The sequence below is a fragment of the Campylobacter sp. FU_497 genome (assembly GCF_025772425.1).
Taxonomy (GTDB): Bacteria; Campylobacterota; Campylobacteria; order Campylobacterales; family Campylobacteraceae; genus Campylobacter_D; species Campylobacter_D lari_C.
This window is the reverse complement of the sequence record NZ_JAKMSC010000005.1, coordinates 38372-63084: the sequence shown is the minus strand read 5'-3', so window position 1 is coordinate 63084 and position 24713 is coordinate 38372. Positions and strand designations below refer to the sequence as shown.

Here is a 24713-nt window from a genome sequence, read left to right as displayed (position 1 = left end):
GCCTATGATTACTTAGCTTTTGCATAAATTTCTTTTTCAATGTCTATGTAAAATTGTGCGATAGCTTTGTAAGCTTCCTCCCAAGCTTTTAATGTAGTTTCATCTGCATTTAATACTACTTTAATAGCCTTTAAAAGACAAGTACCTACTATAGGGTAATGTTCTTCTTTGACATTTAATTTTGTATGAGTGATAGCTACTTTATCAACAAAGCTTCTCATATTTTCTAAATTTTCTACATTTTTTGCTGCTATTAAAATAGCCATTGCTAAAGCTTTTGGTTGCTCTCCTGAAGCTTGTTTTTCCATATTAAACATAGGCTTTACTTCAGGATATTCTTCAAACATGATTTTATAAAATTCTTTAGTTAAAACTTCGCCATTTTTTTGTAAAACCGGCACACAATCTTTGATGATTTGAATTTGTTCTTGTGTCATTTTTTCTCCTTTGTATATTGTATTTTTGGTGATTATATAAAAATAAGAGAAAAAATATCTTGATTTATGTTAATTTTGTATTATTTTATTTTAAAATGATTATGTGTATCAATTTAAGTAAATATAAAGTGAATTATTAATATAATAATCCTTATCAATTTCAAAATTTAAATTAAGGAATTTTATAAAATGAAAGCAAAAGTAGTTTTACTATCTTTACTAGCTGCTATGAGTTTAAGCGCTCAAGAGCTTACGATTTATTCTCATCGTCATTATGATTCTGATAAAGGAATTTTCAAATTATTTCAAGAAAAAACAGGCATTAGCGTAAATGTGGTGCAAGCTAAAGCTAATGAGCTTGCTAAAAGATTAGAAGTTGAAGGTAAAAATTCAAAGGCAGATTTGTTTATGACTGCTGATGCGGGAAATTTAGAACAAGTTCGCACAAATAATCTTTTTGTATCAGTTAGCTCACCTGAGTTAGAAAAACTTTCTCCAAAAGAATTAAGAGGTAAAAACAACGAATGGTATGCTTTTACAACAAGAGCAAGAATCATCATCGCTTCTAAAGATAGAATTAAAGATGGAGAGATTAAAACTTATGAGGATTTAACTGATCCTAAATTTAAAGGTAAAGTTTTAGTAAGAAGTTCAAATAATGTTTATAATATCTCTTTGCTAAGTGCAATGATTGATACTTTGGGTAAAGAAAAAGCAAAAGAATGGGCGCAAGGCATAGCAAATAATCTTGCACGCACTCCAAAAGGTGGGGACCGTGATCAAATTCGTGCAATCTATGCAAAAGAAGGCGATGTAGCTATATCAAATAGTTATTATCTAGGACACTTGGCAAATTCAAAAAATCCTAAAGATGTTGAAGCTGCAAATTCAGTAAAAGTGATTTTTCCAAACCAAGATGATAGAGGAACGCATATCAATGTAAGTGGTATAGGTGTTTTAAAAACTTCTAAAAATAAAGAAGCTGCTGTTAAATTTATCGAGTTTATGCTTTCAAAAGAAGCACAAGAAATTTTAACAAACCAAAACTATGAGTATCCGGTAAATAAAGAAGTAAAACCTGCTAAAATTTTACAATCATGGGGCGAGTTTAAAATCGAAAAACCAAATTTTGAAGCTTACTGGGGTAATGCTAAAGAAGCTTTAATGATTTTTGATGAAGTTCAATGGAAATAATTTTAAGGAAAAATAAAATTTGAAATTTTTAAGTCTAAGGTGGTCTTTTGCCACCTTTTTTTTCTGTAGTTTAATCATACTGCCTATACTTGCTATTATCTTACACCTTCCTTTTATAGATATTAACACCTTAAAACATTTGAGTAAAAATGTATTGCCACGATATATTTTTGGTAGTGCTTTTATATTGTTTGGTACTTTAGTGCTGTGTTTGATTATAGGTTTAGTTAGTGCTTATTTGATAGCTTTTTATAAATTTTTTGGCTCGAAATTTTTTGAATGGTTTTTGATTTTACCTTTGGCAATACCTTCTTATGTGATGGGTTTTGTTTGGATTGATTTGTTTGAATTTCAAGGCTTAATTCCCACGCTTTTAGGTGTTGATAGGCGTATAGATATCATGAATGCATATGGTGTGATTGTGATTTTATCTTTTGCACTTTATCCTTATGTGTATTTTTTTGCTAAAAATACTTTTGCTTATGGACTTGGAAATATCATTTTAAGTGCTAAAACACTTAAGGCTTCTAATTTAAAAACATTTTTTAAAGTGATTTTGCCATTTTGCCGTGTGGGTATAGTGGGTGCTTTGCTGTTAGTGGCTATGGAGGTTTTGAGTGATTATGGCTTGGTGGCGTATTTTGGTGTAGATACTTTTAGTGCAGGAATTTTTAGAACATGGGGAAGTGGCGGTGATGAAGTGAGTGCTGTGGCTTTAAGCGTGGCTTTGCTCGTGTTTATTGCACTTTTAATGCTTTTAGAAAAAATTCAAAGAGGTAAAAAAGGCTTTAATCAAAATGTATTTTTACCTACTCCAAAAGATGAGTTAAAAGGCTTAAAGGCATTCTTAGCCTTTTTATGGTGCTTTTTGGTGGCATTTTTAGCTTTTGTCGTGCCTATTATATGGCTTGTTTATTGGGCTGGGTTTGATTTTATGCAAAATTTAAGCAATGTCTTAACACCTGCATTTTATAGCCTTAGTGTGGCTTTGGTGAGTTCTTTTGCTATTGTGGGAGTGGCATTTTATTTGTGTTTTGTGGTGCGTTTAAATGATACAAAAGCTTCTAAAATCATTCTTTGGCTTACGACTTTGGGGTATTCTTTACCTGGAGCTGTGGTGGCTGTGGGAATTTTAGTGATTTTGGGTGTGTTAAATTATATTTTTGATCTTTTATCTTTTGAATATGCCATAGGTGGTGGATTTTTGGTGTTGTTTTTTGGGTATTTTGTGAGATTTTTAGCTTCAGGGATTTTTGCAACTCAATCAGGCTATGAGCGAATTTCTAAAAATATAGACTATGCAAATTTAACCTTAAAATCAAAACCATTTAAAATTTTCACTCAAATTCATTTTCCTTTGATGAAGCATTATTTAGCTTTAGCTGTGGTGATTATTTGTGTGGATATTTTAAAAGAATTGCCTATTTCGACTATACTTTCACCTTCAGGTTTTCAAACGCTTTCATCGCTTGTATTTGCTTATAGTGAAAATGAGTTAATTTACAATGTTTCTTTGCCATCTTTGATTATAGTGTTATTTGGGATTATCCCTACATTTTTAATGCATTATTTGCAAAATAAAAACAACCAAAAAGGACAATAATGGAAATCTTAAAAATTGACAATCTCTACAAATCTTTTGGAAAAACAGAGGTTTTAAAAGGAATTTCTTTGAGCTTAAAAGAAGGCGAGATTGTCAGTATTTTGGGAGAAAGTGGCTGTGGTAAGAGTTCTTTGCTTGGTTGTATAGCAGGTTTTTTTGAAATCAATGATGGTAGTATTTGTATAGGGGGTAAACTAGTTGCCTCTAAGAATGTGTATTTAGCCCCACAAGAGCGTGATGTGGGAGTTTTGTTTCAAGATTATGCTTTGTTTCCGCACTTAAATGTAGAAGAAAATATATGCTTTGGTATAAGCTCTTTAAGTAAAAATGAGCAAAAACAAAGACTTGATGAAGTTTTAGAAATTTTAAATTTAAATACACTTTTAAAGCGCTATCCAAATGAGCTAAGCGGCGGGCAAGCCCAAAGAGTAGCACTAGCAAGAACCATAGTCGCGAGGCCAAAAATCATACTTTTTGATGAACCTTTTTCAAATTTAAATCACACTTTAAGCATTAAAATGCGCAAAGAAATCAAAAATATCTTGAAAGAACATAAGCTTAGTGCTATTTTTGTCACACATGATAAAGATGATGCTTTTTATTTATCAGATAATATCGCTTTGATTAAGGATGGGAAAATTTTAGACTATGGAAGCGCTAAAGAGCTTTTTTATAAGCCTAAAAATATAGATAGTGCTTGCTTTTTGGGCGAGGCATTTTTTATAGATCCAAATACAATTTTAGATGAGAAATTCAAAGCATATTTGCAAAGTAAAAATGGCATTTTGCGCCCTAATGATATACAAATTTCAACTTCACAAACCCCTTTAAAAGCTAGTGTTTTAGAATGCGTGTTTTATGGGGATTTTTATGAAATAAATGTGAGTTTGGAAGGACATATTTTTAGCATTTATCATCATAAAGAGCTTAGTAAAAATGATGAAATTTATCTTAAGTTAAACGAAACAAAAGAGTTTTAAGTCATAAATTTAATAAAGTTTATATTAAATATCTTATAAAATATAAACTTTAAAGGTTTAAAATGATACTTACAAATAAACTTGGTATAAAAAATCAACTAGAATTAGCCAAAGAAGAAGAAAGAATAAGCAAACTAAAGGCAAAAGCTTTATTTGAAAGTGGTTTTTTAGATACATTAAAAGCAGGAAGTTTTGAAAGCTTAAGGATAATTCATCAAAAATTATTTGAAGATATTTATGATTTTGCAGGAAAAATAAGAGAGGTAAATATTTCAAAAGGAAATTTTAGATTTGCTCCTGCTGTTTATTTACATGAAGCAATTAAAAAAATAGAACTCATGGAGCAATCTTGCTTTGAACAAATTGTAGAAAAATATGTAGAAATGAATGTAGCTCATCCTTTTAGGGAAGGAAATGGCAGAAGTATGAGAATTTGGCTTGATTTAATACTTAAAAAAGAGTTAAAAAAGGTGGTTGATTGGAGTTTGATTGATAAAGATGATTATATAATGGCTATGCAAAGAAGTCCTATTAAAGATGTAGAGATAAAAATTTTACTTCAAAATGCTTTGAGTGATGATATTCATAGTTTTAATATTTTTGCAAGAGGGATTGACGCAAGCTATTACTATGAAGGATATACACTCTATAAAACAAAAGAGCTTTTTTGATGATTTAAAGCTAGTTTTATAATTTTTATTGACATAAGCTTGTTAATCTCAAATTCTTCTTATTGTATTACTTAATAATAAAACATTAAATCATAATATCAAAATAAAATTTGCTAAAGATTATAAAATAAAGTAAAATCACAGCAAAAAAAGGAAATAAATGATTAGTGTAGAATTAATAGAGCATATTTTTAAAGCAGCTTCTATATCAAGATGGAATGATTATCCTAGAATGACAAATTTAGTCGAGCTTGATAAACAAGCGCATAAATTTATCATTGCTTATTTCATTGCTAAAATGGAAAAAGATGTCAATATGCGCTTTATCATAGAAGCTGGGATTTTTGAGTTTTTAAGTAGGGTAGTAGTGACTGATATACGCCCTGATGTGTACCATGAAATAACGCGTGCAAAAAATGAGCAAGTAAGTGCTTGGGTGTTAAGTAAAATCGCACCGATGATTCAAGATATTGAAAATGGTGAGTTTTTAAAACGCTATGAGCTTTTTTTACAAGGTAAAGATTATGCGAAAGAAAGGCTTATTTTAAAAGCTGCTTCGTATTTTGCGACAAGGTGGGAGTTTAATATAGTTTATCAAACTAGCTCGTTTTTAAGTGATATTGATGAGATTAAGGCTAAGGTTGAAGAAGAATTAGAAGATTATTATGAATTAATCGGTGCAAGAAAAATAGCTCTTAATCAAAAAATTTCTAAAATAATCGATCTAAGCGGACGCTTGCGTTTTCAAAAAAGATGGGCGCAAACTCCAAGGATTCCTGAAACTGCGGTTTTAGGACATATGCTTGTGGTGGCTATTTTGTCTTATTTTTATTCTTTAGAAGTAAAAGCATGCGATGGTAGAATAGAAAGCAATTTTTATTGCGCTTTGTTTCATGATTTGCCTGAAAGTTTAACTAGAGATATCATCTCTCCGGTAAAATATGGCATAGATGGTTTAAATGAAATCATCAATGAGTATGAAATGAAGCTTATTAATGAGAAAATTTTACCTTTTATACCACTATCTTTTAGAGAAGAATTTAGCTATATACTTGGTATTAGAGAAGGACAAAATGAAGAAAGTGCCTTTGTAAAAAATGAATTTGAAAATCGTATTTTTAATAACAAACCAAGTGTTTATAGTGGTAGTTTAGATGCGGTTAATGAGGATCGTTTTAAGGCTATTGATGGAAAGGCTTTGAAGTATTGTGATAAATTAGCAGCTTTTATAGAAGCAGCTTTATCGATTAGCTATGGAGTAAAGTCTAAAGAGCTTGAAAGTGGTTTTGTGGGAATGTATGAGTATTTTAAAACAAATCCGACTATTAACGGGGTAAATTTCTTTAGAATTTGTGAGGATATTAAAGGGTATTTTAAACTTTAAAAACCCTCTCCCAGATGACTGCGGCACACACTAAGTCTAAGTGCTCTGCTGTGTTCCCACCCTGAAGCGGTGCTTAAAAATAGCATTGCACAGGTCTAAGAGAAGGCAGTTGAAATAATACCTTAAAATATCTTAAAAAACATTGAGGTGAAGCATGTTGAGTATATTTGCAAACTTTTTATCTAAATTTAGAGAATTTTTTGTTCCTAGTCATTTGTCTTTAGAATTTAGAGCAAAATCTTTTGCTGCTATTATCGTGGCAAATAAAAATATAAAAGCAGAAATTTGGCAAGTTTTGGCTGATATTGCAAATGAAGTTTATCCAGATGATAAAAGCAGGCAGGCGATTTTAGTACAAACTTCTAAAGAATATGTAGATAGAGTTTTAAAAAATGAGCTTAGTTTAGATGCTTTACTTAAAAATATTGCTTTGCTTTTAAAGAAAAATCCAAGATATGCAAAAAAGATTAATTTCCATAGGCTTGAGCGTTTAATGGATAAAAATGAAGAAGAAGCTTTGGTACAACTTAGGGTGTATGAGTTTTTTGAGCAAGAAATAAAATATATTTTAGAAAAAAATTCAAAAGAACCATCATGAAAGGCTAAAATTAGCGTTTCATGTTGATTGCTTTTTGTATCATTTGATCAGCTGTTGTGATGCTTTTACTACTTGAATCATAAGCTTTTTGTAAAGTAATTAAATTTGTAAAAGCTACCGATAAATCTACATTAGATTGCTCTAAATAAGAGCCTTTAAAGATTGCTGTGCTGAAATTTCCATTAGCATCAAGCAAAAAGGTTGGATTGCCACTGTTGCTAGTTTGTCCATAAAGATTTTCTCCTAGCTTTTCTAAGCCTTGTTCGTTTGTAAAATTAAACAAAGCAAGTTTTGCCATGGCTATTTGATCGCCGTTAGTAAAAGTGGCAATGATAGTACCATCTGTGTTAATAGAATAATTATTTAAAAACCCTTCGCCTTTACCATCTGTTTGTGTATGTACTGAAGGTTGTTTGTTTTGTAAGGCATGAAGTCCATCATAACCTGAATTTGGTATATTTGGATCATAATATGAACCAAGATTTATATTAACTCTTGTGCCGTTGTTATCTACTGAATTTAAGGTATTAGAAACTAAAGCTCCAGCTTCATTAAAGGTGATTAAGCCCTCGGTAGTTCCACCTATTTTATTTCCATCATTATCATACACTTGAGCAACAGCTTTGTATTCTAAGTCTGTGCCATTTTGTGGTAAAACTCTATCTAATTTAACTCTTACCCAACTAATAGAACCATCAGGATTGATTAATTTTGCAGAAAGTTCTGAGCTATCAGCCACTTCTTTTTCTACGCTTAAATGAGATGATTCTAGCTTAGCTGTTTCTAAATCTACTTTATCTAGTTTTTGATTATCAATACTAAAAGCTAAATTCTCATCTAAGGTAGCTTGTAATGTTTGACTAGCACCTTTTTCATCAGTAATTTTAAAATATATAGTATCGCCAGGTTTTAAGCCATAAATTTGCTCATCTTTTACACTACCTGAAATTTTTACACTACCATCTTCATTTTTACTAAATTCAAATTTAGAAGCATCTACATCTACATTTACTGCTTCTGTTTTGGTGCTTGTGTCTAAATTGCCACTCCAAGTGATATTTTGCGTCGGTTGAGGTGGCAAATAAAGATTTTTAGGTACAGAAATAGGTCCTTGAGTATTAACTCCACCCATTTGGAAATTCTGTCCAGGTGTTCCACTCCAAGCTGTGGTAACTTTTTGTCCCATAACTTGACCAAACATATTTGAAACTCTATCACTTAGTTGAATTTCTTTTAATGATGGATTCATAGTTCCAAGCACATAATTTCCGTTTGAATCTACTAAAAAGCCATTTGCATCAGGTTTAAAAGCACCATTTCTAGTATAATAAACCCCATTGCCATTACTTACACCAAAAAATCCTTTTCCGGCAATAGCCACATCAAATTCATTATCAGTAGAAACTAATGGTCCTTGTTCAAAAATATCATTAGTAGCTCCTGCTACACTACCATAACCAGTTTGACCTTTGTTATAGGATTGCGTTGTTATGGTGCTATAAAATACATCTTTGAAAGCTACATCGGAGTATTTAAAACCGACTGTATTGACATTGCTTATATTATGAGCAGTATTATCTATACCATAACTTTGGGATTTTACTCCATTTACCCCATTATAAAATGCTGTAAACATGATTTTATCCTGTAATTTCTTTAATATCTTCCCATTTAACCCAGCTACCGCCCATACCAACTAGAGCTTCGCCATCTTCAAATTTAACACCGGTAATCGGGTATGCACCGTAAGTTGAGTTTACTGTCGTTCCATCTTCGCCTATATAGCTTGCTCTTACATAATATTTTCCAGATGGTACAGGATTTCCACTATCATCGGTTCTATCCCAAACAATTTGTTTCATACCTGCAGTCATATCTTTAACTTTCATTGTTCTTACAGGATCGCCTGCTTCATTATAAATAGTAAATGTTACAGGTTCACTATCTGATTTATAAGCTGAATCAATCTTAGCTGTTTTGATATCAACGCTTGGAGTATGTCCTATAACCTTAAAGGTTTGATCTTCTCCAACTACTGCTTTAACAGTTTCTTCTTGGCCTTTATCATCAACTAATTTTACATATATAGTTTCTCCAGGCCCTGCTATTTCTTTATCTACCTTACCTGTGATATCTAGTTTATCTTCACCATTTTTCTTAAGTTCAAAACCTTCAATATCAATATCAGTCTTTTTACCTTTTTGTGGTTCTTGTGGTAAATACATATTAATTTGAAATTGTATATCATCATCTGCCACTACAAGATAATTATCCTTAACCGTTGCAAGTTTTCCAACCGCAGCTAATGCACTCATACCAGTACTTGCTGCAATAGAATTTTGTAATTTAGTCATTGCTACTACAAGCTGAGTCATAGTTTTATTAGTATTATCTTGCATTTCAAGTGCTGAAAGTTGTGCTGTTTGAGTAAGCATTTTTTCAGTATCCATAGGATCAGTTGGATCTTGATGTTGAAGTTCTATCAAAAGAAGCTTTAAAAATGCATCCTTGTCAAGCTCTGCTCCAGGGTTATAAATCAACCCACTATCGCCTTCCCCAGCTCTAGCATTTCCTTTAGCATTTGGCATATCTTTGGTGTTAAGTGCTGCTAAAGGACCTTGAAGAGTTTGTGTATTTATATTTGACATAAAAATCCTTTTTTATATGTTTTTAAAGCTTAAAGCAAAAAATATTCCATACTAAAAATATTTAGCTAAAACCATCTCTAAGCTTGGTTTTTCTTGAATTTCTTTTTCAAAATTCACCTTATCTTCTTTATTGTTGTTATTTTTTTGTTTTTGTGGATTATTTTGCTCTTTTCTTTCTTGGTTGTTAAAATTCATTTCTAAATTTGTAAAGCCCATATTTACAAGAGCATTTTTAAACTCAGCTTGATGTTGTATGAAAAGATTTAAAGTATTTTGATTAGAATTAAAGCTGATGTTTAGATTAGATCCTCTTTGGACTAGGGTAACTTCTACTTCTCCAAGATTGTGTGGATTTAAAGTTATACTAAAGCGTGTTATAGGCGCTTTATAACTTTCTAGTTTTTCTTTAAATTCTTGAGCAAAATCATTGAAAGTTTCTTTCATAGGAATATTTTGATTTTTTACAAAATTATTAGAAACTCTATTCATTTCTTTCACGTAAGAATTTAAATTTTCCTCGCTATGATCTTTTTCATCTTTTATAACTTCTTTAGTGCTTTTAAAAATATCACTAAAACTGTCTGTGTTTTGAGTATTTTTATCTGTTTTTAATTGTTTTTCTTGAGTGTTTAGTAAATTTTCTAAGTTAATTTTCAAATCTTGATTTTGATTTTGTAAATTTTGGATATTTTTTGTATTTGTTAATTCGGTTTTTAAATCTTTTGAATTTTCTAAAACAGAACTTATTTTTTTACTAAAGCTATCTTCGCTGGTGGTTAATTTTTCATTTTTTAATATCTCTTTAAAATCTATCTTTTCTTTGTTTTTAATTTCTTTTTTTAAGTTTGGATTTTGAGTTAGATTGATAAGCTCAATATCATTTAGTTTATCATTTTTACTAATATTTTTTATATTTTTTGTGTCTTTGATTTCTTTGTTATCTTGAATTTTTTCTACTAATTTTTCTTTAAAATCTATGTTTTGAATATTTTCTTTTGCTTTTACATCTTTTTTTGGAAGTTCTATATTTTTTAAAGCAGAAGAAAGCAAAGAAACACCTTCATTTTCTTTGCTTTTTGCATTTTTGCTTGTATTTGGTTCTTCTTTTAAAAGTTTGGTAATTTTTTGATTGATTAAATCTTGAAAAACATTAGTATTGTTTTGTTTTTGTGGTTCAATTAAGTCTTTATTATTTAAATTTGGTGTTTTAAAGAAGCCTTTTTTGTCAAGATTTGGAAAGGCTTCTTTTAAATCTTTAATTTGCTCAAATTTTATGTTTTTTATATTTAATCCAAGCTCTTTTGCTATATTAAAAAGCTCATTAATATTTTTTATATTTTTTAACTTGTGCAAGTTTTTTTCAAGAGCTAAAATAGCAGTATTATCTTGGACAAGTTTGTTTAATTTTATATCCTTGCTATCGCTTTGTAAAACCTCTAATAAAGAAAGAATTTGCATAAAACTTGCACCTTCAAAAAGCTTTATAGCATCTTTTTCATCTAGTTGAGCTTTATCATCAATGGCTTCTTTTAAGCTCTCATTTTTATTTTCTTTTTGTGGTGCTTTAAAGTCTTTTGGTAAACTTCCATCTTTTTCGTTTATTGCTTGCAATAAGGAATTTAAAAATTCCTCTCCATCGCTTTGTGAATTAGTACTTTCTTTGCTAGGATTTTCATTTTGTGGAGCGATGCTTAGTAAGTTTAAAGCATCGCCTGCTTGGATATTTGACATTAATTAACCTACTAAAAAATTATTTTTTGCTAAATTTGGAAATAAATTTTGCAATTGCGCTGCACAATCAAGTTTTAAATTTTCATGAGAAAGATTAAAGTTTTTAAATATTACTAACAATTCTTCTATATTTTTAGCATTTAAAACTGCATTTTCATTATGAGCATCATCTAAAATTTCACTTACTTTGCTTGAAAGCTTTGCATAGTTTAGTTCTTTTTCTTCGTTTGAATTTGCAACTTCTAAATAATTTAAAAGTTCCATAAAATGCTTACTATTTAAAACTGAAGTTCCTTGTTTTTCTAAGTTAGCGTTAAAGATTTGAGTATTTAGGTTTGACATATTTTTCTCCTTAAAAATAATTCTTATCCAAGACAAAAGCAACAAGTGTTCCAATTTGCTAATCTTAATTTTTAAGCATTTTTTTTATATAATATTAGATTTTAAATTTAAGACTTTGGAGAAAAACTTGGATAATATTAGAAATATAGCTGTTATAGCTCACGTTGATCATGGTAAAACAACAATGGTAGATGAGCTTTTAAAGCAATCAGGAACTTTTAGCGAGCGTGAGCAAATAGCAGAGCGCGTAATGGATAGCAACGATATAGAAAAAGAAAGAGGTATTACTATACTTTCTAAAAATACTGCTATTAATTATAAAGGCACCAAAATAAACATCATAGACACTCCAGGCCATGCTGATTTTGGTGGTGAAGTTGAGCGTGTGTTAAAAATGGTTGATGGAGTTTTGCTTTTAGTTGATGCGCAAGAAGGGGTTATGCCTCAAACTAAATTTGTGGTAAAAAAGGCTTTATCTTTAGGGCTTAAACCTATTGTTGTTATTAATAAAATCGACAAACCAGCTGCTGATCCTGAAAGAGTAATCAATGAAATTTTTGATCTTTTTGTGGCTTTAGAGGCAAATGATGAGCAACTTGATTTTGCAGTGGTTTATGCAGCTGCTAAAAATGGTTATGCAAAACTTGCACTTGAAGATGAAAGCACTAATATGGAGCCATTGTTTAAGACTATACTTGAGCGCGTACCTGCTCCAAGTGGTAGCGATGAAAACCCTTTACAGCTTCAAGTTTTTACTCTAGGTTATGATAATTTCGTTGGTAAAATAGGAATTGCAAGAATTTTTAATGGTAAAGTAAAGAAAAATCAAAATGTAATGCTTGCTAAGGCAGATGGTTCTAAAATCAATGGAAGAATTTCAAAACTTATTGGTTTTATGGGTCTAGAAAAAATGGATATTGAAGAAGCAGGAACAGGTGATATTGTAGCGATTGCAGGTTTTGAAGCTTTAGATGTAGGAGATAGCGTTGTAGATCCAAACAACCCTATGCCACTTGATCCTTTACATATAGAAGAACCAACTTTAAGTATAGTATTTTCAGTAAATGATGGTCCTTTAGCGGGTACTGAAGGCAAGCATGTAACTTCAAATAAAATCGCAGAACGCTTAGAAGCTGAGATGAAAACTAATATTGCTATGAAATATGAAAGCACAGGTGAGGGTAAATTTAAAGTAAGCGGAAGAGGCGAGCTTCAAATAACTATCTTGGCTGAAAATATGCGTAGAGAAGGTTTTGAGTTTTGTATGGGTAGACCTGAAGTTATCGTTAAGGTAGAAGATGGAGTTAAAACAGAGCCATTTGAGCATTTAGTAATTGATGTGCCTGATGATTTTACAGGAGTAGTGATTGAAAAACTAGGTAAAAGAAAAGCTGAAATGAAAACTATGACACCAACTGGAGATGGCCAAACAAGACTTGAGTTTGAAATTCCTGCGCGTGGGCTTATAGGATTTAGATCACAATTTTTAACAGATACTAAAGGCGAGGGTGTGATGAACCATAGCTTTTTAGAGTTTCGTCCATTTAGCGGGGCAGTTGAAAAAAGAAATAATGGTGCGTTAATTTCTATGGAAAATGGTGTTGCACTAGGATATTCTTTATTTAACTTACAAGATAGAGGGGTGTTGTTTATCGATCCTCAAACAAAAGTATATACAGGTATGATTATAGGTGAGCATTCACGCCCAAATGATTTAGATGTTAATCCTATTAAAGGTAAAAATTTAACTAATGTTAGGGCAAGTGGCAGCGATGATGCAATTAAGCTTGTACCACCTAGAAAATTAAGCCTTGAAAGAGCGTTAGAGTGGATAGAAGAAGATGAGCTTGTAGAGGTTACTCCACAAAATATTAGAGTTAGAAAAAGATATCTTGATCCTACTCAAAGAAAAAGAATGGAAAAGGCTAAGTCTTAATGGATTTTGAAGCCATAAGACAAGCTTTAAATAAAAGACTCAAAGCTTTACAAATTTTAGCATTTGTTGAAGCTTTGGTTATATTTTTTCTTGCTTTTCAATTTAGCAAAGATGTGATTATAGCTTTGTTTTTTGCTGTTTTAGCAGGAGTTTTGTTTTTTAGAATTTTAGGAAGAAAGCTTATGTGGGGACGCAATGAGCTTGTATTTAAAATGTGTGAGGAATTTTTAAAACAAAATAATGCTAAATTTGATAAACAAGGCTTTTATCAGAAAGATTTTGAAAAAATTGCTTTTGACTTTTCTTTAAAAACTTATCATTCTCAAAATTCTTTTATTTTTGATGATTTTATTCTTTATGATGTGAAATTTAAAGATGAATTTGGGAATTTCTTTTGTGGAATTTTGCTTTATAGTAAGAAATTAAAAGAAGATATTAGTTCGAGTGAAAGTATTTTTGAAAAAGTAAAGGATAAAGAATTTTCTACACAAAGAGTTTTGAAAAAAGATGATTATTTACTCATAGCAAGTTTGAAAAATCCTTTTTTTGCTGATTTAAAAATTTCAAGTGAGTTAAATTTTAAAATTTTTAGAGCTAATTTGGAAAAAATTCAAGCTTTTATACATGATTAAGTTTAGCTTACTTAATCATTTTGTTCTAAATTATTAATTTCTTGTATTTTCAAATTCTCATTTTTTCCCATTAAATTTTGTATGATTTGAATTTGCTCTTTAGAGGCATAGCTCATATCTTTTAAAACTATCCAAGTGATTTTTTGATTACAAGGCTTGTTGAGTTTGTTTTTAAAGATGTAAAAAGATTGAAGATTATTTGGTAATAACTCATTAGCGCTTAAGCTTTGAACATAAAGCTTATCGCCTTCTTTTTTAGGAAAAGCACGGATGATTTTTTTAATAAAAGGATTTTCCGCACCTTCTTGTAAAAACAGCACAACCACTGCTATATCACCTTTTTGATTTACATGGCTAAAATGAATTTCTAAAGGATAAGGCTTTTTATCAATAGAAATTTTTGATGGGCTATGAAAGTGAAAATGAGATAAATTATAAGCTGTATTATCTAGCACGATATGACTTCCATTGCTTGCAAAATACATTTTTATGGTATAACCATCATTTATTAAACCAAAAGAATCATTTGAGTAGTTAAATTCTAAAGAATGATTTTTATTTGTAGCCTTTTTACTATTTATATTGATAAAATCTTGATTTAAACCACTTTCACAGTAAATCCAGTTTTTATCTAAATTTTTCCATTTGTCTTTGTCTATGAAATTTCCATGTGAGGCATTTTGAGGCATTTGCTCATAGGCAAAAAGCATGCTAGTAGTAAATAAGCCAAAAAGTATTTTTTTAAAACTCATAATATTCCTTTTTTAATATAATTATAAAAAAATAAATCCTACAAGAAGCTTATATTTAAAAATAATTATATTAAAATTAAATATTTTAAAGAAATTATAGATAATATTAAGGATAAATTGATCGATATATGGGAGGATAGTGTGAAACATTCCCATGATTTTTTATCTGATTTTGATAGAGAAAAGATTAAAAATGATCTTTTAAATTCTCAAGTATTCTTTAGTTTAAATTATTTGATTTGTTATAATAAAGACAAAATGATTGGATTTTTAGCATTTGTGGATGATAAAATTGAAATGTTGTTTTTAAGTTCAAAATATTTTAACAAAGGTATAGACACTACTTTAATATCTAAAGCCATAAATGATTATCATTTGAAATATGTTGAAGTAAATAAAGATAATTATAAGGCATATAAATTTTATCAGAAAAATGGTTTTTTACAAGAGAGTGAATATAAAGATGAATATGGTTTTATTATTTTAAAAATGAAATTTTAACTATTCTTTGCCATCTTTGATAGGTACAAAAAGGCATTCATCTAAAACTTCTTTGCTAATCTCACCATCTTTTTTGGTAAATTTAGTGATGAATTGTTGATTTCCTATGAGTAAAGGAGCTACTAAAATTCCATTGTTTTCAAGTTGATCAAATAATACATTTGGGATATGCTCTATATAAGCTGAGAGTAAAATTCTATCATAAGGTGCATAATTTTTCCAGCCATTTTGCCCATCATCAAATTTTACATGAATATTAGCATAGTTTAGTTTTTTAAATTTTTCTATAGCACTAATTGCAAGTTTTTCAATGCGTTCTATGGTAAAAACTCTTCTAATAAGCTTACTTAAAATCGCAGCTTGATACCCGCTACCACAACCTATTTCTAAAACACTATCAGCTTCTTTAAAATCAAGCGCCATAGTCATTTTAGCCACGGTTAAAGGCGAGCTTATCCATTGATTGCCCATTAAAGGAAGCGCATCAAGTCTATAAGCATGCATTTTTAAAGGTGAGAAAATTTCTCTTGGAGTAGAACAAAAAGCTTCAAATAATTCTTCATTGATGAAAGTATTTTTGCGAATTTCTTCTGCCATGGTTTGGCATTGTTTTTGTTCAAATATATGAATCAATAAGCACTCCTTGATAAAAAGCGTTATTTTATCTTAAATTTTATTTATCTAGCTTTAAAATCCTTAAGGCGTAAAAACGCCTTAAGATTAATCAAGTGTATAAAGGATGTTTGATCCATCTTGATAAGATAAGATGTGCATTTTGCCATCTTTAAAGAATAAGCTTCTTGCGTTAGTTATATTTTCTGGATAAGAAATAGTTTTTACAACTTCTTCTTTATCTAGATCAATTACAGCAATAACATTATGTTTTTTACTTAATGCATAAATTTTACCATCTTTAAACGCCATTGAAGTTATATAAAGATCGCCTAAAGTTTTTCCTTCTTTTAAGTTAGCTTTAGGAGTAAATTCAGCTGAAAGAACTCTATCTGCTAAAGAAATTTTAGAAATTACAAAAGTTTTTGCGTCTTTATTGTTTGGAACAGTTGCTGTGTACATATATTTTCCATTGGTAGTTGTACTTAAGATATGGTGGAATTTAGCTCTAACTGTATCAATTCTACCACGACCCAAATCCTTGCCAGTTCCTTCAAATTTATCTGCACCTTTCATAAAGTGTGCATATTGTAAAGCATCATCTGCGTTAGGATTTTGAGCAAATCTTAAGAAAGATTTATTAGAACCCATTAAGATGTATTTGTTATCTAAATAAGGGATAATTCCTACGATAGGGTTGATTGTAGCTGAAAAATATGGATCTAAAACAAAATCAACTTTAGTGCTAAAATTATTATCTAGGAAAAATACTTCCCATTTTGAACTTGCAACATACTCTCCATTGATATAATCAAGTGTATTGATAGCTTTAGGGAATTCTATTTTGGTTTCGCTAGCTATTTTTAAGCTCTCATCGATATTTGCAAATGGAGCATTACTAATATTATTATCAAATTGAATACCTAGTTTCTCGCTAGCAGGCGCAAAAGCAAAATCAGGTTCTTTTACATCGCGTGCTCCAAGTATAGAGAAACTTTTCCAGCTTTTACTCCAACCTGAATCAGACCAAATGATGTATTTAGGATTTAAACTAAAACGAACTGGATCGCCTTGTCCGCTATATGGGATAGGACCAGTACTTACAAAAGCTTGGAATACATTTGAAGCTACGATAAAAGCAACAATAACCATAGCAGCTAAGTTAAATTTGGTTAGTTTTCTAAAGCTAGCTCCTTCCATTTCTTTTTCAAAAGAACCAAATTTTGGAGCAAAAGCAAAAATAACACCAAGCAATAAAACTACAGCCCAAAATACTACTTCAGCCCAAAAATAAGTATGTAAGCCAAAAATAGGTAAGCCAAAACCTTGATCAAGATCACGATGTGCATGCCAACTAACATGGTTGAATGATTGCCATAAACCAAAAGCAGTTGCGATTAAAAGGAAAGCTAAAAATTTACCTTTCACACCATAGCGCACAATAAATAAAGCCGCTACACCGATGAAAATCATTGATTCTCTTTGACCCCAACAAGAAGTACAAGGGCTATCACCTAGCATATAGCCAAAAATTAAGTTTGCAGTTCCAACAGGCATTAAGATAACTAAAAAGCCTGCTAAACACATTAAAAAGTAAAAGAATTTAGTTTTGTTAATATCACACATATTTGCCACCTTATAGATTCATTAGGCCTAAGATTGCGCCTGATTTGCGACCTAAATAGTCAAATACCATAATAGCCCATGAAATTACAAGTATAGAAAAAGCTAGTTTTTCTTTTTCTGGTTTAACTATCATGAGAACTATGGCGATAAAGATTAACAAAAGTTCTAAAAACTCCATAATTACTCCTTATAAATAAAATAAAAACCGCCGATTTTACTATATTAGAATAAATAAAAATAAAATATTAAATTAAAAAAGAGATTTGATTTAAAAAGTATAAAAAAATGAGTAGTTTTGTGACTTAGAAGTCATCAAAACTTAAGCTTCCTTTGGAGTAATTTGTAACTTTGCTTTCAAAGAAATTGCTTTTTTGATCATTAAATTTAGAAAAATCATCCACCCATTTAATAGGATGTTTTGCATTATAAATTTTATCAAGATTAATTGCGATTAGTCTTTGATCAACAAGATAATGAATATATTCTTCTATAATATCATCTGTAAAGCCCATGATTTGATTTTGAGTGATGTATTTACCCCATTTAATTTCAAGTTCGCCTGCTTTTTTAAACATATCATAGATTTTACTTACATTAGTGTCATTAAATAAATCAGGTCTTTCTTTGCGTACAGAATTAATCATATTTTGAAATAATAACAAATGAGTAATCTCATCTCTTTGTATAAAGCGTATCATTTGTGCTGAACCTAGCATTTTCCCTGCACGCGCTAAAGCATAAATAGCAGTAAAACCACTGTAAAAATACACCCCTTCTAAGATTTGATTTGCTACCATTGCAAGCAAAAGTTTATTATCATCCACTTCACCGGCTAATTCTTCATAAATGCTTGAAATGAAATCATTTTTTTCTCTTAAAGTTTCATCATGTTTTTCCATTTCATAAATTAAGTCTGTATTTTCACAGATTGCTTCAACCATTACCGCATAAGATTTTGAATGGTTTGCTTCTTCATAAGCTTGTCTTGCTAAAACTGCATTGATTTCAGGTGCTGTGATGTAAGGATTGATATTATCAGCAAGATTGTTTGTTTGAAAACTATCCATTGAGATAAGTTGAGACCAAACTAAATCATACATTCTTTTTTCTGCTACGGTTAGATTACAGCGATAATCAAGCGCGTCTTTGGTTGTATCTACTTCTTTTGGAAACCAAGTATTTGCCTCCATTAAATCCCAAAGCTTTAAAGCCCAAGTGTATTTTGCTTTAGTAAAATTTAAAATCCCATGAGGATTACCATTAAATACTTTTCTATCATTTAAAGTTTCGTTTGATTTTGGGTTGTAAATTCTTTTTCTATTCATTTTTCTACCTTTGTGACAATAACGCTTTGACTTAAAATATCATGCAAAGCCAAAGTATCTTTTCTTAAAAAACTTACCAAAAAGCCGATTAATAAACCAAAACTTACGATAAAAATCATATAGCGTAAGAGTATTCTAAAAAAATTAAGTTTTTGGCCATTTTTAAGATCAATTAAATATAAATCATAAGCTTTAAGTCCAGGACTTTGAGCTTTTTTTGCTAAAAATAAGGCCTGTATAAGCCCAAAAAGCAAAGAACATAAAAAAATTATAAGTTGATTGTTTAAAAAGGCTTCTTTAGAGCCAAGTGTAAAATAAAATAAATATAAAACAGGTACATAAAGCAAAAATAGATCAATCAAAAAAGCTTTAAATCTTAAAAAGCGAGTAGCTATTTTTGCTTTAGTTTTCATTAGTTTCCACGACTACCAGGTTTGATAGCTTTGGTGCCTTTTTCACAAAGTGGACAAGCATTTGCTTCATAAATATCAAATTCAAAATTTCCTAGTGCAAAAAGTGGTAAGTTTTCAGGCAATTTTGCATTTTCTTTTCTTGGGTTGTTTAAATTTTTTACCGCGCAAAAACCACGATTTGCTAAAGCTGCAAAACCTACTACTTCCCCACCTAAACTTTCGATGATTTTTGCACTCTCAAGTGCAGAACCACCTGTTGTAATAATATCTTCACAAACGATAAATTTCTCGCCTTTTTTTACTTCAAAACCACGTCTAAGACTCATCACTCCTTCTATGCGCTCAGTGAAAATAAAGCGTTTATCGCAAGCTCTAGCAAGCTCATAACCTGCTAAAATTCCACCCAAAGCAGGAGAACAAATGCTATCAAATTCAATATCAAAACTAGCAATAACTTTTGCAAGCTCATCACAAAGCTCACCTGCTAGTTTTGGATTTTCTAAAACTTTAGCGCTTTGAAGGTAAAACTCAGAGTGTTTTCCTGAGCTAAGCAAGAAATGCCCTTGTAAATATGCTCCACAATCTTTATAAATTTGTTCTAAGTTCATTATCAAACCTTTAAAAGTTCTGCTTCTTTATTTTTAACTAATTCATCTACCTTTGCTGTGTAATTATCAGTTTGTTTTTGAACCTCATCATAAGCTTTTTTAGCTTCATCTTCTGAAATTGCTTTATCTTTTTCTAGTTTTTTAACTGCATCATTTGCGTCTTTTCTAATGTTTCTAATGGCTACTTTAGCTTTCTCTCCCATAGCTTTGGCATTTTTAGCATTTTCTTCTCTTTGTTCTCTTGTCATAGGAGGGAAGAATAATTTTACACTTTCGCCATCATTGTTTGGATTTACTCCTATGTTTGCTGCAGCTATAGCGCTTTCTATGGCTTTTAGCATTGATTTTTCCCAAGGAGTAATGCTAATAGTTGAAGCATCGGTTGCTAAAACTGTTGCTACTTGATTAAGTGGGGTTGCGCTACCATAATAATCAACATGAATATGATCAAGTATGTTGATATTTACTTTACCAGTTCTTATAGTAGTAAAATCTTTTTTTAAAGCTTCTAAGCTTTTATCTGATTGTTGTTTTTGTTTAGTATAAATTTCATTTAGCATGGTTTGTCCTTTTTATTTGCTAGTATTACTTTCGCTAATTGGGGCACTTGGTGCAACTGGAATGCTAGTTGTATTTGTTTCAGGTGCTTTTGGTAAAATTTGTTCTGCTTTTTCAGCAAGTGAGTTAGAATTAGCATTATTATACATATAGCTAAGAGCAATTGTATTAGCAATAAGTAAAACACCCATTACAAAAGTAAATTTAGCTAAAAACCCCGCAGGACCCTTTGCTCCAAATAAACTTTCATTGCTTCCGCTATATGCTCCAAGTCCTATACTTGAGCTTTTTTGTAATAAAACCGCAATACAAATAATCACAACAATTGCAAATTGCAAAATAATTAAAAGAGTAGTCATGAATTTTCCTTATTGAAAATAAAATGAGTATTGTAACTTAAAAAGTTTGATAAAAACTTGAAAGAGGTAAATAAAATTTGCGAGAAAAAATCTCGCAAATTTTTATCTGCTATTAAAGCTTCTTAAAATATTAAGAAGAGAGATGAAAAGGTTGATAAAATCAAGATAAAGTGCAACTGCGCCTTCGATTGGTGTTTCATAGTTTCCTCTAATGATGTTTTGAGTATCATAAAGAATGTAAAAAGAAAATAAAATCGCACCAATACCAGAAATTGCTAAACTCACAAGTGAGCTTTGGAAAAATAGATTAATTAAAGAAGCTACTACGATAACGATTAAAGCTATAAAAAGCATTTTTCCCATCATAGTAAAATCTCTTTTTGTATTCATAGCAAATACACTTAAAGCACCAAAAGCTACTGTTGTTAAAGCAAAAGCTTGAGCGATGATGCTAGCCCCTGCAGGAAGTGCTAAAACTGAATATAAAAGTGGTGTTAAAGTAAGTCCTGAAACAAAAGTAAAGGCAAAAAGTAAAATTAAATTAAGCGGAGCTTCTCTTTTTTTCCATTGTAATGCAAACAATAAACCAATTTCAACAATAAATAAAATCCAAAAAGTTGCTTGAGATTGTGCAAATAAATGCGCTAGGGCAAAAATTCCTATATAAGCACCCGCTGTTGCAGCTAACAATGAAGCAGCAAAAAGCTGATAAGTTTGTTTTATAAAAATGCTTAAATCGCTTCTAGCATAACCTTCAAATTCTTGAGTTTTAGAGTTAGAATAATCTCTATCATAAAGACTCATTAAAATCCTCCAATAATTTTTAAAACTAAAATTTACAAAAAAAAGATAAATAAAAGATTAAAACCACATAAAAATGCAACAAAAAATAAATTTATAGATTTATTTTAAGTAAAAATAATTTAGTATAATGTTTTATTAAAACCCAAAAAAGGACTTTTCTTGAAAGACTTGATCGAAGGTGCTTTAAAATTTATGCAAGAAGATTTCAAAGAGCATGCAGAGCTTTTTGAAAGTTTAAAAAATAAACAAAATCCCCACACGCTTTTTATAGGTTGTGCTGATTCAAGAGTTATACCCAATTTAATCACTAATACAGGTCCAGGAGAGCTTTTTGTTGTAAGAAATATAGGCAATATAGTTCCACCTTATAGAGTAGGAGATGATTTTTTAGCAACAACTTCAGCTATTGAGTATGCTTTTAATTCTTTACATATAAAAAATATTATAGTTTGCGGTCATAGTAATTGTGGTGGCTGTGCGGCTTTATATGCAAATGAAAATGATTTAAAAAATATGCCTAATGTTAAAAAATGGCTTACCTTACTTGAGCCTATAAAAAATAAGGTTTTAAAAGTTGCAGGTAATGATTTAGCTATGCGTGCTTGGATGACTGAAAAAATGAATTTGGTAAATTCTTTGCAAAATTTATTAACTTATCCAGGTGTTGAAGAGGCTTTAAATAAAAAAGATATTGAACTCCATGCTTGGTATTACATCATAGAAACAGGTGAAATTTATGAATATGATTTTAATTTTGAAAATTTTGTTTTAATTCAAGAGAGGGTAAAAAAGTATGAAAAAGATTATTAGTATTGTTTTATTTTTTTTATTTATTAATACCTTGCAAGCGCAAGAAAAAAATATTTTAGAAGATAAAAATAGTATTTTTGCCCTAGTGCAAAATTATATAGAGCTTAATTTACTTTTGGAAAGCTTTAAAAATAGTGATACAAATAGTAGCGAATTTCAAGATAATATTAAAGAAATAGAAAAACAAAAAACTGCGCTTTTAACCACTTTGCCTTTAAAAATGGTATCTCAAAAAATTGATGATAAAGAAGCAAAAGATTTTTTAAAAACTAAAAATGCTTTACAAAAAAGTGTTGAAAATGCTCAAGCTAAAAAAAGATATTATGATTATGTGGATAATAAAATCAAACTTTTAAATTTAACCTCTGCAGAACATTTTTACTTATGTATCTTTGAATTAGAAAAAGTTTTTATCGAAGGAGCACAAAGTCAGACTATAAGAAGCATTATTGATAAAAGTATTGATGTGCTTAAAGAAGATATGGTGTTTAATTTTACTTTAGATAAAGAAAAAATTAATGATATTGCTCAGCTTAGAACCTTAGAAATCAATGAAAACAATTTAAGAAATGCTATTAAATCTTACAATGAAATTTTAGTTTATTTAAGAAACAATGCTAGCTTGCTTGAAACTAACTTTTTATTTACAGGCTTGGGCTTGCAAAATGCAATTAATTATATCAATGAACAAACTTCTATAAGTAGTGTAAATGTTGGAAAAATAGTCATTTCCATCGCTGTAATTGTCTTTTTTTATTCTTTGAAATTTTATCTTGCAAAAATTTTGTATTTTGTATTGATACATTTATTTGGAAAAAATTCAGAAAATGTGGAGATAAAAACTCATTTTCTAGAAAAACTCCAAGGGCCAGTGGGTTGGTTTTTGTTTGCTTATGCTATAGGAATTTGTTTTACTATTTTTTACTATCCTGCGCCTGTTGATATAAGAATTAGTAATATTTTATCAATTGTTTATGTTATTTTAACTGCTTGGCTTGTGATAAATATTTTTGATAGTTATGGTATGGTGATTGTGGCAAAGCTAGCTGAAAAAAGTGGCAAGCGCGAAGTGGTTAATTTAATCATTAAAATTTTATATTTTATCATTATAGTGATAGCTGTTTTATTTGTTTTAGCGCATTTAGGGTTTAATATTTCAGCATTGATTGCATCTTTAGGTATTGGTGGTTTGGCTGTGGCATTAGCAGCTAAAGATATTATTGCAAATTTCTTTGCTTCTGTGCTTTTGCTTTTTGATAATAGTTTTAATCAAGGCGATTGGGTGGAAATTTCAGGTATAGAAGGAACTATAGTAGAAATTGGACTTAGAAAAACCACTATTAGGACTTTTGATAACTCTTTAGTATTTTTACCAAACTCAACCATCATGGGAACAAATATAAAAAATTGGAGCAAAAGAAAAATAGGGCGTCATGTAAAATTATTTATCGGTGTAACTTATGATGCAAGACCTGAACAACTTGAACAATGCGTAGAAGATATAAGATATTTATTAGCAACTAGTCCTTTGATAGCTCAAGTTGATGATAGTGCGCTAAATCATGGTGGAACCCGTGCTAGATATAGACAAAATTTAGTTTCAGTAAATGACTTAGAAGGGTATAAAAACAATACTTATGTGGCTGTGAGTGGTTTTGGTGCAAGTTCTATCGATATAGAAGTATATTTTTATACTAAAGCAGTAGATGCTGCAGGTTTTAGAGAGGCAAGACAAAGTATTTTGCTTGAGTTGATGAAAATTGTTGAAAGAAATAAGCTTAGCTTTGCTTTTCCTTCACAAAGCCTTTATATAGAAAAAATCAACAAAGAAGATAAAGAAGAGTTATTATCTTAATAAGCTCTTCTTTGATCATCACATTCTACTATAATTTTCTCAGCGATGATAATACTTCCATTTTTACTACCCTTAACTTTAACAAGACTTCCTTTTTTTAAATCTTGTACGTTAGCTTGTTTTTTATTGCTTCCAAAAATTCCACAGCTATAAATATCAATGCGTGTTTGGGGTAAAACCGTGATGATTAAATTATTGTCAAAACTTGTTTGAATGCTTAATGTATTTGCAGTGGTGTTTTTTAAGATTCCTTGAACTTTATAAGCAAATGCAAAAGTGCTAATGCAAATTAATATAAGAAAAAAACGCATTAAAATAACTCCTTTTTAGGAGT

27 protein-coding genes and 1 other RNA gene are annotated in these 24713 nt (G+C 30.1%); 11 read left to right on the top strand and 17 right to left on the bottom strand.

Annotated features, from left to right (window positions below; translation table 11 throughout):
- Nucleotides 1-8: 8 nt before the first annotated feature.
- Complete coding sequence (gene cgb, locus L8W68_RS03540) at nucleotides 9-437, bottom strand: single-domain globin Cgb (protein ID WP_115646334.1); 429 nt, start codon at nucleotides 435-437, stop codon at nucleotides 9-11.
- Between the two features lie 189 nt (nucleotides 438-626).
- Here cgb and L8W68_RS03535 point away from each other — a divergent pair, with 189 nt between their 5' ends.
- From L8W68_RS03535 to L8W68_RS03515, 5 genes are all read left to right on the top strand, one after another.
- Entirely contained in the window at nucleotides 627-1631 is a 1005-nt protein-coding gene (locus tag L8W68_RS03535; RefSeq protein WP_263675022.1) for an extracellular solute-binding protein, read from the top strand.
- Between the two features lie 19 nt (nucleotides 1632-1650).
- On the top strand, nucleotides 1651-3234 hold the full coding sequence (locus L8W68_RS03530) for an ABC transporter permease (protein ID WP_263675021.1): 1584 nt from the start codon (nucleotides 1651-1653) through the stop codon (nucleotides 3232-3234).
- Nucleotides 3234-4214 (top strand): ABC transporter ATP-binding protein, encoded by a 981-nt coding sequence (locus L8W68_RS03525; protein WP_263675020.1) that lies wholly within the window; start codon nucleotides 3234-3236, stop codon nucleotides 4212-4214. Before L8W68_RS03530 ends, L8W68_RS03525 begins: the two co-directional genes overlap by 1 nt.
- Before the next feature lie 62 nt (nucleotides 4215-4276).
- The gene (gene fic, locus L8W68_RS03520) at nucleotides 4277-4885 is read left to right on the top strand and encodes a protein adenylyltransferase Fic (protein ID WP_263675019.1); all 609 of its coding nucleotides are present in this window, start codon (nucleotides 4277-4279) and stop codon (nucleotides 4883-4885) included.
- A gap of 160 nt (nucleotides 4886-5045) precedes the next feature.
- On the top strand, nucleotides 5046-6269 hold the full coding sequence (locus L8W68_RS03515) for an HD domain-containing protein (RefSeq protein WP_039629186.1): 1224 nt from the start codon (nucleotides 5046-5048) through the stop codon (nucleotides 6267-6269).
- A 4-nt stretch (nucleotides 6270-6273) separates the two neighbouring features.
- On the opposite strand, the gene ffs is transcribed toward L8W68_RS03515, so the two are convergent.
- An RNA gene (gene ffs, locus L8W68_RS03510) (signal recognition particle sRNA small type) lies at nucleotides 6274-6371 on the bottom strand.
- 52 nt (nucleotides 6372-6423) lie between these two features.
- Here ffs and L8W68_RS03505 point away from each other — a divergent pair.
- Entirely contained in the window at nucleotides 6424-6867 is a 444-nt protein-coding gene (locus L8W68_RS03505; RefSeq protein WP_263675018.1) for a hypothetical protein, read from the top strand.
- A gap of 10 nt (nucleotides 6868-6877) precedes the next feature.
- On the opposite strand, the gene L8W68_RS03500 is transcribed toward L8W68_RS03505, so the two are convergent.
- From L8W68_RS03500 to L8W68_RS03480, 4 genes are read right to left on the bottom strand one after another with little or no spacing between them, the layout of a single operon-like run.
- Nucleotides 6878-8503, bottom strand: coding sequence for a flagellar hook protein FlgE (locus L8W68_RS03500; protein ID WP_263675017.1), 1626 nt, complete (start codon nucleotides 8501-8503; stop codon nucleotides 6878-6880).
- Nucleotides 8504-8507: 4 nt separating this feature from the next.
- Entirely contained in the window at nucleotides 8508-9515 is a 1008-nt protein-coding gene (locus L8W68_RS08265; RefSeq protein WP_412175268.1) for a flagellar hook capping FlgD N-terminal domain-containing protein, read from the bottom strand.
- A 51-nt stretch (nucleotides 9516-9566) separates the two neighbouring features.
- Nucleotides 9567-11246 carry a flagellar hook-length control protein FliK gene (locus L8W68_RS03485; protein ID WP_263675016.1) on the bottom strand — a complete coding sequence of 560 codons (1680 nt, stop codon included), beginning with the start codon at nucleotides 11244-11246 and terminating at the stop codon, nucleotides 9567-9569.
- 3 nt (nucleotides 11247-11249) lie between these two features.
- Nucleotides 11250-11588, bottom strand: coding sequence for a hypothetical protein (locus L8W68_RS03480; protein WP_263675015.1), 339 nt, complete (start codon nucleotides 11586-11588; stop codon nucleotides 11250-11252).
- A 127-nt stretch (nucleotides 11589-11715) separates the two neighbouring features.
- Between L8W68_RS03480 and typA the strand changes: the two genes are divergently transcribed.
- Together typA and L8W68_RS03470 are read left to right on the top strand one after the other, a co-directional pair.
- A complete protein-coding gene (gene typA / locus L8W68_RS03475; protein ID WP_039629177.1) occupies nucleotides 11716-13524 on the top strand; it encodes a translational GTPase TypA in 1809 nt (602 codons plus the stop codon).
- On the top strand, nucleotides 13524-14156 hold the full coding sequence (locus L8W68_RS03470; RefSeq protein ID WP_263675014.1) for a poly(A) polymerase: 633 nt from the start codon (nucleotides 13524-13526) through the stop codon (nucleotides 14154-14156). The genes typA and L8W68_RS03470 overlap by 1 nt, the downstream gene beginning before the upstream one ends.
- Nucleotides 14157-14167: 11 nt before the next feature.
- Here the strand turns inward: L8W68_RS03470 and L8W68_RS03465 are convergent, their stop codons facing one another.
- Nucleotides 14168-14908, bottom strand: a complete 741-nt coding sequence (locus L8W68_RS03465) for a carbonic anhydrase family protein (protein ID WP_263675013.1) — start codon at nucleotides 14906-14908, stop codon at nucleotides 14168-14170.
- 141 nt (nucleotides 14909-15049) lie between these two features.
- Between L8W68_RS03465 and L8W68_RS03460 the strand changes: the two genes are divergently transcribed.
- Nucleotides 15050-15409, top strand: a complete 360-nt coding sequence (locus L8W68_RS03460; protein ID WP_263675012.1) for a GNAT family N-acetyltransferase — start codon at nucleotides 15050-15052, stop codon at nucleotides 15407-15409.
- Here L8W68_RS03460 and L8W68_RS03455 read toward each other — a convergent pair whose 3' ends face one another.
- From L8W68_RS03455 to L8W68_RS03415, 9 genes are all read right to left on the bottom strand, one after another.
- Nucleotides 15410-16039 (bottom strand): protein-L-isoaspartate(D-aspartate) O-methyltransferase, encoded by a 630-nt coding sequence (locus tag L8W68_RS03455; protein ID WP_133319188.1) that lies wholly within the window; start codon nucleotides 16037-16039, stop codon nucleotides 15410-15412.
- A 90-nt stretch (nucleotides 16040-16129) separates the two neighbouring features.
- On the bottom strand, nucleotides 16130-17647 hold the full coding sequence (locus tag L8W68_RS03450) for a disulfide bond formation protein B (protein ID WP_263675011.1): 1518 nt from the start codon (nucleotides 17645-17647) through the stop codon (nucleotides 16130-16132).
- Nucleotides 17648-17657: 10 nt separating this feature from the next.
- Nucleotides 17658-17825, bottom strand: a complete 168-nt coding sequence (locus tag L8W68_RS03445) for a hypothetical protein (RefSeq protein WP_039619427.1) — start codon at nucleotides 17823-17825, stop codon at nucleotides 17658-17660.
- A gap of 124 nt (nucleotides 17826-17949) precedes the next feature.
- Nucleotides 17950-18972 (bottom strand): ribonucleotide-diphosphate reductase subunit beta, encoded by a 1023-nt coding sequence (locus tag L8W68_RS03440; RefSeq protein ID WP_173786944.1) that lies wholly within the window; start codon nucleotides 18970-18972, stop codon nucleotides 17950-17952.
- On the bottom strand, nucleotides 18969-19385 hold the full coding sequence (locus tag L8W68_RS03435; RefSeq protein WP_263675010.1) for an RDD family protein: 417 nt from the start codon (nucleotides 19383-19385) through the stop codon (nucleotides 18969-18971). The genes L8W68_RS03440 and L8W68_RS03435 overlap by 4 nt, the downstream gene beginning before the upstream one ends.
- Entirely contained in the window at nucleotides 19385-19993 is a 609-nt protein-coding gene (gene pyrE / locus L8W68_RS03430) for an orotate phosphoribosyltransferase (RefSeq protein WP_263675009.1), read from the bottom strand. Before pyrE ends, L8W68_RS03435 begins: the two co-directional genes overlap by 1 nt.
- Before the next feature lie 2 nt (nucleotides 19994-19995).
- Nucleotides 19996-20553 carry a ribosome recycling factor gene (frr, locus tag L8W68_RS03425; protein WP_039668941.1) on the bottom strand — a complete coding sequence of 186 codons (558 nt, stop codon included), beginning with the start codon at nucleotides 20551-20553 and terminating at the stop codon, nucleotides 19996-19998.
- A gap of 12 nt (nucleotides 20554-20565) precedes the next feature.
- A complete protein-coding gene (gene secG, locus L8W68_RS03420) occupies nucleotides 20566-20910 on the bottom strand; it encodes a preprotein translocase subunit SecG (protein WP_133319019.1) in 345 nt (114 codons plus the stop codon).
- Between the two features lie 102 nt (nucleotides 20911-21012).
- Entirely contained in the window at nucleotides 21013-21714 is a 702-nt protein-coding gene (locus tag L8W68_RS03415) for a Bax inhibitor-1/YccA family protein (RefSeq protein ID WP_039619421.1), read from the bottom strand.
- 159 nt (nucleotides 21715-21873) lie between these two features.
- Here L8W68_RS03415 and L8W68_RS03410 point away from each other — a divergent pair, with 159 nt between their 5' ends.
- Both L8W68_RS03410 and L8W68_RS03405 read left to right on the top strand, forming a co-directional pair.
- Nucleotides 21874-22524, top strand: coding sequence for a carbonic anhydrase (locus tag L8W68_RS03410; RefSeq protein ID WP_263675008.1), 651 nt, complete (start codon nucleotides 21874-21876; stop codon nucleotides 22522-22524).
- On the top strand, nucleotides 22508-24379 hold the full coding sequence (locus L8W68_RS03405; protein WP_263675007.1) for a mechanosensitive ion channel family protein: 1872 nt from the start codon (nucleotides 22508-22510) through the stop codon (nucleotides 24377-24379). The genes L8W68_RS03410 and L8W68_RS03405 overlap by 17 nt, the downstream gene beginning before the upstream one ends.
- Here L8W68_RS03405 and L8W68_RS03400 read toward each other — a convergent pair.
- Nucleotides 24376-24690 carry a hypothetical protein gene (locus L8W68_RS03400; protein WP_263675006.1) on the bottom strand — a complete coding sequence of 105 codons (315 nt, stop codon included), beginning with the start codon at nucleotides 24688-24690 and terminating at the stop codon, nucleotides 24376-24378. The genes L8W68_RS03405 and L8W68_RS03400 overlap by 4 nt on opposite strands.
- Between the last annotated feature and the right edge of the window lie 23 nt (nucleotides 24691-24713).

Coding starts and splice junctions, on each gene's coding strand:
- cgb (WP_115646334.1), bottom strand. CDS start 437: ATGACACAAGAACAAATTCAAATCATCAAAGATTGTGTGCCGGTTTTA.
- L8W68_RS03535 (WP_263675022.1), top strand. CDS start 627: ATGAAAGCAAAAGTAGTTTTACTATCTTTACTAGCTGCTATGAGTTTA.
- L8W68_RS03525 (WP_263675020.1), top strand. CDS start 3,234: ATGGAAATCTTAAAAATTGACAATCTCTACAAATCTTTTGGAAAAACA.
- fic (WP_263675019.1), top strand. CDS start 4,277: ATGATACTTACAAATAAACTTGGTATAAAAAATCAACTAGAATTAGCC.
- L8W68_RS03515 (WP_039629186.1), top strand. CDS start 5,046: ATGATTAGTGTAGAATTAATAGAGCATATTTTTAAAGCAGCTTCTATA.
- L8W68_RS03505 (WP_263675018.1), top strand. CDS start 6,424: ATGTTGAGTATATTTGCAAACTTTTTATCTAAATTTAGAGAATTTTTT.
- L8W68_RS03500 (WP_263675017.1), bottom strand. CDS start 8,503: ATGTTTACAGCATTTTATAATGGGGTAAATGGAGTAAAATCCCAAAGT.
- L8W68_RS08265 (WP_412175268.1), bottom strand. CDS start 9,515: ATGTCAAATATAAATACACAAACTCTTCAAGGTCCTTTAGCAGCACTT.
- L8W68_RS03485 (WP_263675016.1), bottom strand. CDS start 11,246: ATGTCAAATATCCAAGCAGGCGATGCTTTAAACTTACTAAGCATCGCT.
- L8W68_RS03480 (WP_263675015.1), bottom strand. CDS start 11,588: ATGTCAAACCTAAATACTCAAATCTTTAACGCTAACTTAGAAAAACAA.
- L8W68_RS03470 (WP_263675014.1), top strand. CDS start 13,524: ATGGATTTTGAAGCCATAAGACAAGCTTTAAATAAAAGACTCAAAGCT.
- L8W68_RS03465 (WP_263675013.1), bottom strand. CDS start 14,908: ATGAGTTTTAAAAAAATACTTTTTGGCTTATTTACTACTAGCATGCTT.
- L8W68_RS03450 (WP_263675011.1), bottom strand. CDS start 17,647: ATGTGTGATATTAACAAAACTAAATTCTTTTACTTTTTAATGTGTTTA.
- L8W68_RS03445 (WP_039619427.1), bottom strand. CDS start 17,825: ATGGAGTTTTTAGAACTTTTGTTAATCTTTATCGCCATAGTTCTCATG.
- L8W68_RS03440 (WP_173786944.1), bottom strand. CDS start 18,972: ATGAATAGAAAAAGAATTTACAACCCAAAATCAAACGAAACTTTAAAT.
- L8W68_RS03435 (WP_263675010.1), bottom strand. CDS start 19,385: ATGAAAACTAAAGCAAAAATAGCTACTCGCTTTTTAAGATTTAAAGCT.
- pyrE (WP_263675009.1), bottom strand. CDS start 19,993: ATGAACTTAGAACAAATTTATAAAGATTGTGGAGCATATTTACAAGGG.
- frr (WP_039668941.1), bottom strand. CDS start 20,553: ATGCTAAATGAAATTTATACTAAACAAAAACAACAATCAGATAAAAGC.
- secG (WP_133319019.1), bottom strand. CDS start 20,910: ATGACTACTCTTTTAATTATTTTGCAATTTGCAATTGTTGTGATTATT.
- L8W68_RS03415 (WP_039619421.1), bottom strand. CDS start 21,714: ATGAGTCTTTATGATAGAGATTATTCTAACTCTAAAACTCAAGAATTT.
- L8W68_RS03405 (WP_263675007.1), top strand. CDS start 22,508: ATGAAAAAGATTATTAGTATTGTTTTATTTTTTTTATTTATTAATACC.
- L8W68_RS03400 (WP_263675006.1), bottom strand. CDS start 24,690: ATGCGTTTTTTTCTTATATTAATTTGCATTAGCACTTTTGCATTTGCT.